We start from the raw sequence: 15,063 nt of genomic DNA, 5'->3' as shown, positions 1-15,063 counted from the left end.
AGAAAGTTAGAATCTAGAAACTTTGCCTAAAGTTAATCTCATACCTCACATTTCTTCCTGCTCCTTTAGGAGTGAGGATATTTTTCTCTACTAAATCTTGCAAATCCCTTGTAGCTGTGGCTCTGGAAGATTTTGTGATAGAAATATATTTCTTGGTGGTCATACCTCCTTCAAAGCCAGAAACTCCAAGTTCAAACATCTTCAAAAGAACTTTTAGCTGTCTTTCATTGATATTATGTTTATGATTATCAATAAATTTACTCTTATTTATAGTAAAAAGAATGGTCTGTTTAGCAGATTTTTGAGCCTTTACAATAGTTTTAGAAAAATATAAAATCCAATCTGTAATTTCAAGGGTTCTTTGAGCCTTTTTCAATGTATCATAATATGCTTTTTTATCTTTTTCAATAACAGAAGAAAGACTGATTAGCATAGGTCTATTAAGAGATTGAGCCAGACATTTTTCGGCCAAAGCCCTGCCTATTCTTCCATTTCCATCTTCAAAAGGGTGAATACTCTCAAAATAAAGATGGCAAATACAAGTCTTGATTAAAGCCTGTTTCATATCATCAGAGTTTACCTTAAAATGAGTATACCACTTCACAAATTGCTTCATTTCATCTGCAACTTTTTTAGATAGAGGTGCTTCATAATGAACCACTTCCTTTCCAAATGCCCCAGAAATTACCTGCATAGGTTCTGCTCCACTTCTGTATTTCCCTGCATTAATGTAAGGATGGGCACTCATCAGGGTTTTATGCCAAGATTTCAGCATAGATTCAGTGAGTTTTTCCTGATAAGATTTTCTAACTTCCACCATTAGAGAGCCTATTCCCAAAGCCTTTTTATCTCTAATATGAGTTAAATTTTCATTAATTCCCAAGTGCCTTTTAATGGAAGACATCACATCTTGTCTGCTAAAAAATTCTCCTTCAATTTCAGAGGTTTTTATAGCTTCTGAAATCATAAATTGTAGAATAGTATCTTGTTGATTACCGTCAGAAAGAGCATTTAGCATTCCTTTAATTTCACTGGTTTCAGAAATTAAATCAATTAATAATGAATCTATTACAGAATCATCATAAGTGAAGTTAGCCCAATCTGGATATTGCCAATTGTATTTCATTTGAGTCAATTAAATAAAATAATCGCCTCAAATATACAATAATTTTGAGTCAATTAAAATAGATCATCCTATGATTAAGCATTCTGAATAATAGAATAAAAAGGTGAATATGAACTTATTATTAGGCTTTCCATTCCAAAAATTTTTCCTGCTGAATTTTTACCAATTGTGGCGATTTTTCATTCAGAAACCCTCGCTGAATGATGGCGTGGTACTTTTCTAAATAGGTCATGGTCATTTTTTCGGCATTAAATTGCGCTTTGGCGTAAAGATGACACCCTTCTCTATCGTATTTTTCTATTTGACCTATGGCTTCTGAGAGTGCTGTGCAAGAATTGCTTAGAAAACCCACTTGGGAGTTTACCAATTCGGGCAAAGCTCCATAAGGCGTTCCAAAAACGGGGCAGCCGTAGTAGAGACTTTCTATGATCGCAAGTCCGAAAGGTTCATGCCAACGAACGGGGAATATCAGTCCCTTGGATTGCATCATGAGTGCATCTTTTTCTTTACCTCCCACTAGTCCTTTAAATCGTGCTTTAGGAGTGAATGTAAGCCGAATGCCCATATTAAAATTAAACCGAACACCTCCCAGAATATCGATGGATTCATTGGCTTTTTTGGCAACTTCTATTGCACCCACCACATTTTTTACTCTCCATGCAGCATTGCCTAAAAAATGAAATCTTTTTCTAGGTAAACACAGATTCGGTGATGAATAGTCTTCCCATTCTAATCCATTGTGTACGAACTGTTCAGAGCCAAACCTCTCTGCATGGTTTTTTGAAACGAAAATAGTGTTTTTGTCCAGCGGGTATTGGCTATTGGTATTTCCATGCAGGGTCATGGCATAAGGAATATCTAACCCTTCTGCCAGTTCAAAATGAGAATGAAAATGCACGAAATCTACATTTTCGGGCAGTTGTTCATGAATTTTTTTTCGCGTGTCTAATGGTATCACCTCAGCAAAATCACTATAAGAGCCTTCTTTACAGAGGAAAATTACCTCATGCCCCATTTTAACAAGAGATTTACCCAAATACCAAACCACTCTCTCTGTACCTCCATAGAGCGTAACGGGAAGCTGAGAATAAACAACTAATGCAATTTTCATAGAAAAGGTATTATTACTTTATATGGCATTATTCACTATCAATACTATTTCTCCTTTTAAAGTTTTTGTTTTAGAGAAATCTATTAATTCATTGATAGTCCCTCGTTTAGTTTCTTCAAATTTTTTAGAAATCTCTCTGCTAAGGCTTACTTTGGTTTCTTCACCAAAAAATTCTTTGATTTGCTCCAGAGTGGTATTAATTTTATGGGGACTTTCATAGAGGACGATGGTTTTTTTCTCTTCAGCGAGTTGTTTGAGTTTGGTTTGTCGTCCTTTTTTGGCGGGTAAAAATCCTGCAAATAGAAACTCATTATTGGGTAAACCAGAAACCACCAAAGCGGGAACAAATGCCGTAGCTCCAGGCAAACAAATCATATCAATGTCATGATCTGTACATGCTTTTGCCAAAAGGTAACCAGGATCTGAAATTCCAGGAGTTCCTGCATCAGTAATGATGGCGATATTTTGCCCATTTTGTAAATCTTGAATTACTTTAAGTGTTGCTTGATGTTCGTTATGTAAATGATAAGATTTCAGTGGTTTAAAGATTTCATAGTGTTTTAGAAGTATCCCCGAAGTTCTTGTATCTTCACAGAGAATATAGTCCACCTCCTTTAAAGTTTTTACCGCTCTGAAAGTCATATCTTCTAAATTCCCAATAGGGGTAGGAACAAAATATAGAATACCTGCCATGGAATAAATTTGACCAAAGATAAAGCTAAAATTAGAATTTCGCCAAAAAAGTCTGTGTAAGTCGTAAGAAAGTAGATTTTACACACCGAAACTATTTATTTCGATTTGGATAAAAATGTTTGGCTAATAGATGATTTTCTATTTTGAAAAAGCAAAAAATTTTCAATAACAATTTTTTATTGTAATTTTGGAGAAAGAAATTTAAGCTATGGAAAGTTTACCATAATGGTTAATGTGGTTTCAGATAAGGTGGTATATCCCAGCTTGTGTATTCTGTATTTAGGAAGACGGGGAATAGAAATCGCTTTGCTACCAGTGTACATAGTTTATTCACGAGAAAATTAGCTGAGTTAGGATGTTAGTTGAAATGAGATCATATACGATGAAAAAATATAAGTGGGTTAGAGTTTTAATATTATTGCTATTAATTTTATACGCTATTTTATCTTTTTTTAAAGCTGAAATAAGAGAGTTTAAACCAATATATGTATTGATTGTAATAATTTCTTTTTATTTGTTATATAGAGTATTAAAGAGAGATTAAACATACTTTCATTCAAATTCATTCCAAAATTTAGCATTTAAAATTTTGTTATTTTTTGATTTTTCGTTAGGTTTGTGGTGAAGAGAATCATGTACGAAGATTTTCAAAATTTAATATTCTACAATGTGAAAAAACTAAATGTTTCGTAGGTGGAAGATTCTCAATGCGAAAGTTGGATGTGTTATTCAAATTCAGCTATAGTGTTTGTTACCAGTGGTTTAGCGGGAGCAATGGTTTATTTTTAATCTTATTTCAATATTATGATGGTTGATTTAAAAAAAAGAATAGTAATAGCACTAATTTTAAATTTGTCTCTTTTTAGTGCTTCAGTTTTTGCTTTTGTAAATAATTGGGAAGTATCAAATATTAATCATTTGATTGCTTCTGCTTTTGCGGTATTTATTTTTATGATTTTTATAGTATTCATTTTGATCAAAAATCATAAGATACTATTTGCTAAAAACAATTGATGCTTATTTGTGCATTATTCCGTATCATTCAGAGAGAGATGAAGTTTCATCTTTTGTGTAAATGAACTGGAGTAGATAAGCCACCTGGCAATGTTTGTGGTGATTGGGATAAAAGGAGCTTTAATAGCATGATTTCATATCTCCTTTTTCTTTTAAAGGAAAATTTTTGCAGAGTTTAATGTTTTTAAAAACCAAATATATATGAAGTATTTAATCACTTTTGTATTCGCTTTAATTCTAGTATATTTTATTTCTGTAATAACAAGTGAGGATGGTGGCAAGATTTCCATTTATTGGTTTTTTGTATTGATTCTAGTTCCCCGTATTTTAGGAGGCGTATTTCCCAAGCTGAAAGAGTTGGGTATTGGAACTATCCATTTTATTCCTAATCTTATCAACTATATAAGAAGCAAATAATTAATGAAGGCAATTTTTTGAAAATACTTTTTTATATGAAAGTGAATAGAAGGTTTGAATATTTCTATTCAACAATACTTTTGATTGTTTCCTTATTTTTAGCCTATAAATTTATTATTGATAAGGTTATTTATACTAAAACTCTTTTCTCGGTCTTTGGGCAATGTGGTAAAAAATGGTACTTTTATAATTGATAAAAAATGCTTATATTTCGCACATTGATTGGAAGAGGAAACAAGCTCTGCTGAGGAATAAGCGAGAAAAAGCGAATAGCTTTTACGAAGGTTACGAACATAGTTCATTGTCAGCAATACAATCAATGTTCAAAACGATAGTTTTAGGGGTGAGTTTTTCTCACCCTTTTTTATTAAAACTATCGGATGAACCCTATGGCTAAAAAAACCTTATCCCCCTTGATTTTTAAAATATAAATACCATTTTATAAAGTTCTTTTTAGCCTCAAAACGAAGTCCTCTATGCAAGGTTAATTTCTCTTTCAAATGCGTAAAATAGGCTTCTAAACGATTGGTAGTATAAGGGATTTCACTATCTTTCAGATATGCAAACATATTGGGTAAGGCATTGATAATATGATAAGTAGCTAAGTGTAGATTTTTATGTTTAAACCACTGAAATCCAGATTCTTCATTCATTGATTTTTCTTCTATAAAATATTGATTTTCAACATACCACTGGTAAAATCTATTTACCCAATCGTTAGCCTGTTCATTGGTTTTTAGATGCGTAATTTCTTTGGATAAACACAAAAGCTGTTGGCTAATAAAATGTTTTGGGCTACCACTTAAATAGTTCTTAATCTGTCGTTTAATATGCACTAAACATCTTTGGATAATCACCTCTGGAAACACCTTTTTTACCGCTCCTAAAATAGATTTATGCCCATCGCAGGTTACACTGTAAACTGCCACATTCAGCTTCTTTAAGTTTTCCAAATCTTGCTTTATATCACGAAGTTTTTCCTTGTTGGTTTGGCGGTAAAGTTGCACATATCGAATGTCATAATCGTAGTAGAGTATCAGGCATAATCCATTGGAAAAGTAGGTGCCATCAATCAAGAGATGAACCTTTGTCTTGCTTTTGATGCTGAGGGTAGGAACTTGTGAAAGGTAATGTTTAAAGAGGTTTTGAAGGGTAGATTGGCTCATTGAGCTATCCCTCGAAAGGGTTTTATAGACTTGCCTTTCCATTATCCATTTTCTGAACCAAATGAATTGATTTTTTCTTTTTACACCAATGTTTTTAATCGTAAAATTTGCCTGACAATCTCCACATTGAAAGCGTTGTTTTCCATTTCTTTTTCCTTTTTTGATGATGTGATTAGAATCACAAACTGGACATTTTTTATTCGTTTTGGACATAAAATAAGAGTTATAATGAAACCACTTTCATTATAACTCTTATAAGTCTATAAAAGACAATGCTTTACAAGGTTTTTAGGCACCATTTTTTGTTATATTGTCGGTCTTTGCAATGGGAGTTGTTTATCTGCTAATTAAGTTTAGAAAATAGAGTATTTTTAGTATATGTTTTATTAATTATACCACATTCCTATCTCCTTTCCTGAAAAAACTTCTTGATAAGGTTGCTGCATTCCTTTTGGAGGATGCCTGAGGTAATTTCGGTTTTAGGATGGAGCGTAACGCCCTTGGCTCGGAAGCCTCTATGAGGGTCATCGGCACCCCAAACTACTCTAGAAATCTGAGACCAAGCCAATGCCCCAGCACACATAACACATGGCTCTAGCGTGATGTACATGGTACAATTTTGTAAATATTTTCCCCCTAAAAAATCGGCAGCAGCGGTGATGGCCTGCATTTCTGCATGTGCAGTAACATCTTTGAGGAGTTCCGTAAGATTATGAGATTTCGCGATGACTCTCTCATTAGTTACCACAATAGCACCCACAGGGATTTCCCCCGCATCATAGGCGGCTTGTGCTTCTGCCAGTGCCAATCGCATAAAATATTCATGGGTAAACATAATGAGATAATGAGGTAATTTGGGAATGGGATAATTTGGGAATGAGGTAATATCCAATTTCTAATCTCTAAATTCTAATCTCCAATCTCTAACTTCTAAAAATTATCCTAACAGTCTTTGTGCTTTCTTCACGCCTTCTACAAATCGGTCTATTTCTTCCATAGTGTTGTACACGGCAAAACTCGCTCTTACCGTTCCTGCGATATTGAAGAAATTCATAATCGGCTGTGTACAGTGATGTCCCGTTCTTACCGCTATGCCCATTTTGTCCAAAATCATCCCCACATCAGAGGCAATGCCTTCGTTTAAAAGATTAAAAGAAACCACTCCTGCTCTTGGAGATTTTTCGCCATAGATTTTGATATGGTCTAATGTTAATAACTGCTCTTGGGCATAATTCAGGAGCTGATTTTCATGCTTCTGAATGTTTTCCATTCCTACAGATTCCATAAAATCAATGGCATAGCCTATTCCGATATTGGCTGCGATATTGGGCGTCCCTGCTTCGAATTTAAAAGGCAATCCCGCATAGGTGGTTTTTTCAAAAGAGCAAGTAGCAATCATCTCGCCGCCACCGTGGAAAGGGGAAAGAGTGTTAAGGATGGCTTCTTTTCCGTACAGGATGCCCACCCCAGTAGGGGCGTAGCATTTATGTCCAGAGAAAGCAAAGAAATCACAGTCTAGCTCTTGGACATTGATTTTCAAATGAGGAGCCGCCTGAGCACCGTCAATGAAAATGAGTGCCTCTGAATGTTTTCGGATAAGTGCGATCATTTCTTTGACAGGATTAATGATGCCCAGTGCATTCGAAATATAGTTGAACGAAACCAGTCGGGTTTTTTCATTAAGATTTTCTTCTAAAAATGCCATGTCTAGAACCCCCTCCTCGTTCATGGGGATAACTTTCAGTACTGCCCCCGTCCTTTCGCAGAGCATTTGCCAAGGTACGATATTGGAGTGGTGTTCTAAGTGGGAAATGATGATTTCGTCCCCTGCTTTCAGCCACTGTGTGTTTCCTAAACTGTAAGCAACGAGGTTAATAGACTCGGTAGTTCCTCGCGTGAATATCACTTCATAATCATGCTTTGCCTCAATGAATTTTTGTACTTTCTTTCGGGCATCTTCCATTGCTTCTGTTGCTTCTTGGCTGAGTGTATGGATACCTCTATGCACATTGGCATTCAGGGTTTCATAGTATTTTCTTTCATTGTCCAGTACCAGCAGTGGTTTTTGGCTGGTGGCCGCATTATCCAGATAAACGAGCGGATGACCATTGACCTTTTGCTGAAGGATAGGAAATTCTTTGCGTATATTTTCTATGGTAAGCATTTCTGTATGAAAATTAAGTGATTAAAAAAAACATTCTGATTTTTTGAGGTTTCTTGAAAATGGATGGCAGTTAAAGCATTCACATTCAGAAACTGCGGACAAAGATAGGATAAAAAATAATTTCTTTTATTCTTATCTTAAAAATATCATTCAGGGATAGATTTAATCTATTAAGTGCAATTTTTTATACTTGGAATTAACTCACTTTGAATTGATAATTTATAACTGGAGCTTCTCCAAAGCATCAAAATGGTGGTAAAGCAAATGAAAAATAGAGACGCCGTGCATGGTGTCTCTACTCTAATTTTAAAATTTATTTTTTCTCGGTTGAATCATTGTACTTTATCCAAAACTAAAGCATTCCCAGTTCGAATTTAGCTTCTTCGCTCATCATATCTTTATTCCAAGAAGGCTCAAAGGTAAGTTCTAAATCTACCTCCCTCACGCCTTCCACCTCTTGTACTTTGTCTTTTACCTCTTGTGGAAGCGTTTCGGCTACGGGGCAATTGGGAGTGGTGAGGGTCATCACTACTTTTACATCTCCCTCTTCAGAAATCTGAACATCATAGACCAGTCCTAGTTCATAAATGTCCACTGGAATTTCAGGGTCATACACGGTTTTCAGTGCCATGATGATTTCTTCTCCTATCGTTTGTATTTGTTCGTCAGTAAGCATTTTCATTGTATTATAATTCATTTTCACTGCGTGTGAGTAGTTCTTCTTGTCGCATTCGGCGGAAAACATTCGCCAAAGTTAAAACATCTTTCTCACAATAGCGTACTATTCTTTCTAAATCCTTTTCTTTCCAATAAATTTCTGCTACCATGCTGCCGTCTATATCATCTTTCGGGGTAGGAATCCCAAACAGGTGTGCGAGGAGCTCCAGCGAAACAAAGGTTTTATAATCTCCGAATTTCCATAGTTCCATGGTGTCTAGGTGTGGAATTTCCCAAGGTTTTTTCCCGAACATCTGAAAGGGGAGAGGTGGTGTCATTCCATTGACCAGAAATCTTCTTGCTATCCAAGGAAAATCAAACTCTTTTCCGTTATGGGCACAGAGGATAACATTCGCCAGTCTTATGCTATTAAAAATCTGACCGAAGTCATGGAGTATTTTTTGTTCATCATCATCATAAAAAGAAGTGATTTTCAGCTTTCCGCTTTTGTCTATCATGCCTACGGTGATACAGATAATTTTTCCGAACTCTGCCATTACTCCTGCTCTTTGGGCGTAATATTCTTCGGCGGGCTCTTCTTTTCTTTGGTAGAAAGTTTTTTTATCCCAAAGATTTTTTTCTTGCTCAGAGAGTGCCTCCCAAGTTTCATAAGCAGGGACGGTCTCTATATCCATGAATAGGATATTTTCGATAGGGATTTTTTGGAGCATAAAGAGGTGTGTGTTCGTTAAATCACTTAGGCGTCTATGAGGTAAAAATGTATGACTTATACTTTTCTATTTCCCTTCTACACAGTAAATGGTTCTCTGTACGGCTACCGCTTCTTTAAATGTGGATTTAATTTGCTTAAGGTCTCCACTCGCACTTTCTCTAGAGAAATAGCTTCCTGCTAGGATTTTATAGTTCGGTCTTAGGGAAGCATCGGTTTCCACTTTCAGTCTTGGGAACATCCTTCTGAAGTTGGTTTTTATAGTATTGGCTTCCTCATTGCTTTTCACTACGGCAATTTGAATTTTATATCCTGATATTTTAGGGTTTCGGCTGCATATCTCCGCAGTGGTGAGTTTTCGGGTGGGTGTAGTTCGGGTATTTCTTACATTATCACTATCTGTGCTAGAAAAAGCGGTGGTTTTATCATTGTTTTTCCCTACTCCCGAGGTGCGGTTGCAGTTATTTTCCATGGTGTGGAGGGCCGCTGCGGTTCTGCTGTCCATGGTAATGGTAAGGGGAGTGCCATTGTATGTTTCTTCAGTGGTAACCAGCTGTTGTCCACTCATAAAGCAGAAAGAAAATATTGCTAAAGAGCTAAAAATGTAATTTTTCATTATCTTATTCTATTAGGTGCAAATTTATATAAAAAGAATTGGATGTATAAAAAATCAATAAGTTCGTGATTAGGGAGTTCTATATAATAGAAAAGCATTAGCAAAAAATACACCACTTTAGATTAAAGTGGTGTAAAGGTAATCAATGTGTAAGTGATTATGTTAAAATGATTATTCAAAACTTGTTACGGATTTACTACAATCCCCCAATGTACATGGTGTACAGCTGGCTTTACTTTTAGGAATACATTCATTATTTGCTGAACACCCACTCGAGGTGCAAGTGATGCCCGCATATTCATACTCCATGGTACTCGTATTCTTGTCTAGCAAGGAGGTGGAAGTATATTCCCCATAGGTGGATACTATGTACATATTTCCGTCTATTTCTTTTACTATAGAATTTTCTACTCTTACAGGTACATGTTTTCCTGTTTTAGAAAATAACTCTCCTTTTAAGTGATTTTCTACAATACGCTCTATTTTTGATTTTTCTGTGTCTGTGAGCGTAAAAGAATCTTCTTTTTTGTGATGTTTACCGCAAGAAATCAAAAAACTCAAAATAAGTAGCGGTAATAATGTTTTTAAATGTTTCATAATAAATGTTTTGAATGGTTATTGCTTCGAAGGTATGAATTTTTGAATTAAATAACAAGGATGAGCGATAAAATGTTGATAAATTTAAAATTTTAAAAAGAATTGTATTGGTTTGTCTGGAATAAAGTTATTATGATGAGCGGGAGAATGGTGAAGGTTTTGTTTGGTATTTGATAATTTAGAATCGTTACAAATTAACTGAAAATGATATTTTGCAGGTTGGGCTGGCTGTTAATTTCGTGTTAAAATTGTTACTTTTGCCCAACTGAATGTATATTTACATAATTGTATTTAATATAAAATCAAGTTTTAAATAAATGGTTACTTGGAAAAAGCATTTGAAAAGAGGACTTTTAGCACTTAGTTTGCTATGGGGTGCTGGTGCTTCTGTGTTTGCACAAGGCGATGCTAAAAAGGGTGAACAGCTCTTTAAGACCAATTGTACAGCTTGTCACGCATTAGATAAGCAAGTTATTGGTCCTGCGTTAGGAGGCGTTGTGGAAAGGTTAAAAACAGAGCAGAATTTAGATGAGCAATGGCTTCAGAAGTGGATTAAAGACAGTAAGGCTTTAAGAGAATCTGGCGATAAATACGCGAATGAGATTTTCGAGAAGTTTAATAAGGTGGAAATGACCGCCTTTCCTGCTTTATCAGAGCAAGATATTACGGATATCTTGGAATATACTACTAATCCGCCTGCTCCAGAGCCAGTAGCAGAGGCTGCGGCCGATACGAATTCTGTAGCGGCGTTAGAAGCAGCTGAAAAAGCAAAAATGAATTCTACTATCGTATTGATTTCTTTGCTATCTATTGTAGGTTTGCTCATTTGGGTATTATTCCAGCTTAGAAAACTTGTAAAAGTACAGCAGTCGCCAGAGTTGGCAGAACTCAATGCTACAAGAATTCAATCTGTAGGTGAGCTTTTTGAAAAGTATAAGAAATTTGCCAATGCGGGAATTGGGCTTCTTGCACTCTTGGCACTTTATGGTGTGTGGAATGGCTTAATGTGGATAGGGGTGTACAAAGGATATAAGCCAGAACAGCCAATTCATTTCTCTCACAAAATTCACGCAGGTGATAATAAGATAGACTGTCAGATGTGTCACTCTTCTGCAAAATATGGAAAGGTGTCTGAAATCCCTTCTGTAAATGTTTGTATGAACTGTCACCGTTCTATTTCTGAATACAATGGTAAATATTTTGAGCCAGGAAAAGATAAGGCTTTCTATGATGCTGAAATTCAGAAAATCTATAAAGCAGCTGGTTGGGATCCTGCTACTCAGTCTTATACAGGTAAAACAGAACCTATTGAGTGGGTGAGAATTCACAATATGCCAGACTTTGTATTCTTTAGTCACGCACAGCATGTGGTGGCAGGTGAACAGGCTATCATCAGTTCTCATAACAAGAAAAACCCTAAAGACCAAATTGATGTGGTTTGTAAAGCATGTCATGGTAAGGTAGATACAATGAATGTGGTACAAATGGCGAATGACTTCACAATGGGATGGTGTATAGAATGTCACCGTACTACAGAAGTGGATATGAACAACGGACATAATAAAGAGTATTTCAAAAACTTACACGAAAAACTGAAAAAACAATATCCTTCTAAAGAAGGTAAGATTACAGTGGACGCTATTGGTGGTCTAGAGTGTGGTAAATGTCATTATTAATTAAAATAAGAAGTGTACAATGGCTTCAAATAAAATACAATTCAGAAGTATTCATGAACTAAAAGATCCGTCTCTTACGGCGAATCTTGCACAAAAAGAATTTCAAAATGAAATTCCTGTAGATGAATTCTTAGGAGATGAGGAAAAACTTAATGGAGGTTCTACTTCAAGAAGAGATTTCCTAAAACTCTTAGGTTTCTCTACCGCTGCAGTTACTTTGGCAGCATGTGAGGCACCAGTGATTAAAACGATACCTTATGTGGTAAAACCGCATAGCATCACTCCTGGTGTTCCTAATTTTTATGCAACTTCTTTCTTTGATGGGTTTGATTTTGCAAGTGTTCTTGTAAAAACTAGAGAAGGAAGACCTATCAAAATAGAACCAAACCCTCAGGCAGGTGATTTAGGATGTACTTCCGCAAGAGCTCAGGCGGCGATACTTTCACTCTATGATAATGATAAAGTGAAGCAACCGGCTTTGAATGGTAAGGATGAAACTTTTGATAAAGTAGATGATGTAGTTATCAAAGCCTTAAATGATGCACAGGTTTCAGGGAAGAAAATTGTAGTACTTTCTCATTCTTTCGCTTCGCCTACATTTAAGAAATTATTTGCTGAGTTTAAAGCCAAATATTCTAATGCTGAGTTAGTAACTTATGATGCCATTCCTTTTTCAGCAGGACTTGATGCTGCAGAGGAGGTATTCGGAACGAGAGCATTACCTGTATATGATCTTTCTCAATCTGAATTGATAGTATCTTTCGGTGCAGATTTCTTAGGAGATTATAACGGTGCTTCTTTGGAAAAATCTTATGGTGCAGCTCGTAAACCGGGTGCAAATATGCTTAGACATATTCAGGTAGAATCTAATATGTCTCTCACAGGAGCCAATTCGGATACTAGAATTCCATTGAAGCCAAGCAAAGTAGCTAAAACTTTAGCAGAAGTTTACAAAATTGTTTCAGGAGCTTCGTCTTCAGATAAAATAGCAAATGATATTGCAAAAGAACTTTTAGCAAAAGGAAATAAGGCTGTGGTTTTAGCAGATGGAAATAAATCTGCTCATGTGCTTGCACATTTGATTAATGCGAAATTGGGTGCTGTGGCCTTCACAGGTAAGGCAAATTTCCTTAGAGAATACAATGATGTGGCTTACCAACAGTTCTTAGCATCTATGAATGCAGGGCAGGTGGGCGTACTCATTACCAATAATGTAAACCCAATTTATTCTTCTAATAAAGGAGCTCAGTTTAGTGAAGCACTTAAAAAAGTAGGTACTGTAGTAGCAGTTACTGATAAGAAGAATGAAATGTATAAGGCAGCTAAGGTGGTAATCCCTGTTGCCAACTGGTTAGAAAGCTGGGGAGATATTATGCCTCAAACAGGGGTGTATGCACTGATTCAGCCTACTATTCAGAAAATTTATAAATCAAGACAGATAGAGGAATCACTATTGGTATGGTTAAATGGTAAAAACCATGCGAATAATAACTATTATGAATATTTGAAAGCCCATGCGGTAGAGATTCTTGGTACTACTTCATTTAACCAAGCACTTTATAATGGTTATAACGAAGTGGCGGCAGGTAATACACTATCTTACGCAGGAGGTAATGCAGCTCAGGCTTTGGCAGAAATTCAAGAGATTAAAGAATCTGAGTTTGAAATCAATCTTTATACTAAGACTGGTATGGGAGATGGTACTCAGGCGAATAACCCTTGGTTACAAGAACTTCCAGACCCGATTACTCGTCTTTCTTGGGATAACTATCTTACCATTTCTCCTAAGGATGCAGAAAAACTAGGGCTTGAGAATCACTTAAATGCTCGTATGCAGCTCAATGGTGATGTAGTAAAAGTCAGTGCAAATGGTGTTGCCTTAGAAAATGTACCTGTGTTCATTCAGCCAGGTCAAGCGGATGGTTCATTTGGTTTAGCGTTGGGTTATGGTAAAAAAGACCACGGAAAAGTAGCAGAAACGGGGGTCAATGCATATCCTTTATTTGACGGAAAATCTCTATGGGTAGGGAATGTGAAGTTAGATAAAACAGGTGCTGAACATGAGTTTGCAGGAATGCAGCTACAAAATACTTTGATGGGTCGTTATGAAATTGCAAGAGAAGTTTCTCTTCAAGATTTCATCAATGTACCTTTCGATGATGCTAAAAACGGTTGGAACAAACCATTGGAATATCATACGCTCAATGGCTCTCTCCCAGCAGGAAAAATCAGCCTTTGGGATGAGTTTGATGATACGGATGGTGTACATTTTAACTTGTCTATTGACTTAAACGCTTGTACAGGTTGTGGAGCTTGTGTTATCGCTTGTCAGGCAGAAAATAATACGCCAGTAGTAGGTAAGGAAGAGATAAGAATGTCTCGTGATATGTATTGGTTGCGTATTGATAGATACTACTCTGCGGTTCAAAAATTAAAACCAGAAGAGGCGGTAGCGAAAGGAATGGATGTTCCAGATATGTATGGAAACCATATCACAGGTAAGAAAGGGGCTCTATCAGAAATTGCTGAAAACCCAGATGTGATTTTCCAACCAATTATGTGTCAGCACTGTAACCACGCTCCGTGTGAAACGGTTTGTCCAGTAGCCGCAACTTCCCACGGTAAGCAAGGGCAAAACCAAATGGCGTACAATAGATGTATCGGTACGAGATATTGTGCGAACAACTGTCCATATAAAGTGCGTAGATTTAACTGGTTTACTTACAATATGAACGATAAGTTTGACTTCAATATGAATAATGACCTCGGTCGTATGGTATTGAATCCAGATGTGGTAGTAAGAACCAGAGGGGTAATGGAGAAATGTTCTCTATGTATCCAATCTACTCAGGCAGCTATTTTAGAGGCTAAAAAAGAGGGTAGAAAGGTAACTGATGATGAGTTTAACGACGCTTGTGCATGTAGTACAGCTTGTTCTACAGGGGCGATGAGATTCGGAGATATGAATGATAAAGAATCTAAAGTTCGTGAGCTTTTCGCAGACACCAGAAGATACCACTTGTTAGAAGAAATCGGTACGAAGCCGAATGTATTCTATCATGTAAAAGTAAGAAATAGAAAAGAAGAAGTGTAAAT

General features: G+C 36.2%; 13 protein-coding genes. 3 read left to right on the top strand and 10 right to left on the bottom strand.

Annotation, left to right across the window (positions count from 1 at the left end; translation table 11 throughout):
- Positions 1-13: 13 nt before the first annotated feature.
- The 3 genes from HMPREF9699_RS01590 to rsmI form a co-directional block, all read right to left on the bottom strand.
- The gene (locus HMPREF9699_RS01590; protein WP_002661820.1) at positions 14-1,126 is read right to left on the bottom strand and encodes a Fic family protein; all 1,113 of its coding nucleotides are present in this window, start codon (positions 1,124-1,126) and stop codon (positions 14-16) included.
- Between the two features lie 121 nt (positions 1,127-1,247).
- Positions 1,248-2,237 (bottom strand): glycosyltransferase, encoded by a 990-nt coding sequence (locus HMPREF9699_RS01585; RefSeq protein ID WP_002661818.1) that lies wholly within the window; start codon positions 2,235-2,237, stop codon positions 1,248-1,250.
- 18 nt (positions 2,238-2,255) lie between these two features.
- Positions 2,256-2,930, bottom strand: coding sequence for a 16S rRNA (cytidine(1402)-2'-O)-methyltransferase (gene rsmI, locus HMPREF9699_RS01580; RefSeq protein ID WP_002661816.1), 675 nt, complete (start codon positions 2,928-2,930; stop codon positions 2,256-2,258).
- A gap of 804 nt (positions 2,931-3,734) precedes the next feature.
- On the opposite strand from rsmI, the gene HMPREF9699_RS11275 reads away from it, so the two are divergent.
- Complete coding sequence (locus HMPREF9699_RS11275) at positions 3,735-3,944, top strand: hypothetical protein (protein ID WP_002661814.1); 210 nt, start codon at positions 3,735-3,737, stop codon at positions 3,942-3,944.
- 821 nt (positions 3,945-4,765) lie between these two features.
- On the opposite strand, the gene HMPREF9699_RS01565 is transcribed toward HMPREF9699_RS11275, so the two are convergent.
- From HMPREF9699_RS01565 to HMPREF9699_RS01535, 7 genes are all read right to left on the bottom strand, one after another.
- Positions 4,766-5,740 carry an IS256 family transposase, variant Zn-binding type gene (locus tag HMPREF9699_RS01565; RefSeq protein WP_002661810.1) on the bottom strand — a complete coding sequence of 325 codons (975 nt, stop codon included), beginning with the start codon at positions 5,738-5,740 and terminating at the stop codon, positions 4,766-4,768.
- 190 nt (positions 5,741-5,930) lie between these two features.
- Positions 5,931-6,362, bottom strand: coding sequence for a nucleoside deaminase (locus tag HMPREF9699_RS01560; protein ID WP_034985404.1), 432 nt, complete (start codon positions 6,360-6,362; stop codon positions 5,931-5,933).
- Positions 6,363-6,464: 102 nt separating this feature from the next.
- Positions 6,465-7,691 (bottom strand): aminotransferase class V-fold PLP-dependent enzyme, encoded by a 1,227-nt coding sequence (locus HMPREF9699_RS01555; RefSeq protein WP_002661805.1) that lies wholly within the window; start codon positions 7,689-7,691, stop codon positions 6,465-6,467.
- Positions 7,692-8,043: 352 nt separating this feature from the next.
- Positions 8,044-8,373 (bottom strand): SUF system Fe-S cluster assembly protein, encoded by a 330-nt coding sequence (locus tag HMPREF9699_RS01550; RefSeq protein ID WP_002661804.1) that lies wholly within the window; start codon positions 8,371-8,373, stop codon positions 8,044-8,046.
- A 4-nt stretch (positions 8,374-8,377) separates the two neighbouring features.
- A complete protein-coding gene (locus HMPREF9699_RS01545) occupies positions 8,378-9,079 on the bottom strand; it encodes a 3'-5' exonuclease (protein ID WP_002661803.1) in 702 nt (233 codons plus the stop codon).
- A 66-nt stretch (positions 9,080-9,145) separates the two neighbouring features.
- Positions 9,146-9,694, bottom strand: a complete 549-nt coding sequence (locus tag HMPREF9699_RS01540; RefSeq protein WP_002661801.1) for an SPOR domain-containing protein — start codon at positions 9,692-9,694, stop codon at positions 9,146-9,148.
- Between the two features lie 171 nt (positions 9,695-9,865).
- A complete protein-coding gene (locus tag HMPREF9699_RS01535; RefSeq protein ID WP_002661799.1) occupies positions 9,866-10,291 on the bottom strand; it encodes a hypothetical protein in 426 nt (141 codons plus the stop codon).
- Positions 10,292-10,608: 317 nt separating this feature from the next.
- Here HMPREF9699_RS01535 and HMPREF9699_RS01530 point away from each other — a divergent pair, with 317 nt between their 5' ends.
- Together HMPREF9699_RS01530 and HMPREF9699_RS01525 are read left to right on the top strand one after the other, a co-directional pair.
- Positions 10,609-11,967: a c-type cytochrome gene (locus HMPREF9699_RS01530; RefSeq protein WP_002661797.1), complete on the top strand. Its 1,359-nt coding sequence runs from the start codon at positions 10,609-10,611 to the stop codon at positions 11,965-11,967.
- A gap of 19 nt (positions 11,968-11,986) precedes the next feature.
- Positions 11,987-15,061, top strand: coding sequence for a TAT-variant-translocated molybdopterin oxidoreductase (locus tag HMPREF9699_RS01525; RefSeq protein WP_002661796.1), 3,075 nt, complete (start codon positions 11,987-11,989; stop codon positions 15,059-15,061).
- The last annotated feature ends 2 nt before the right edge of the window (positions 15,062-15,063 follow it).

The organism is Bergeyella zoohelcum ATCC 43767 (assembly GCF_000301075.1).
GTDB lineage: Bacteria > Bacteroidota > Bacteroidia > Flavobacteriales > Weeksellaceae > Bergeyella > Bergeyella zoohelcum.
Note: the sequence above shows the minus strand (reverse complement) of the source record. Positions and strands in the feature narration are given on the sequence as shown.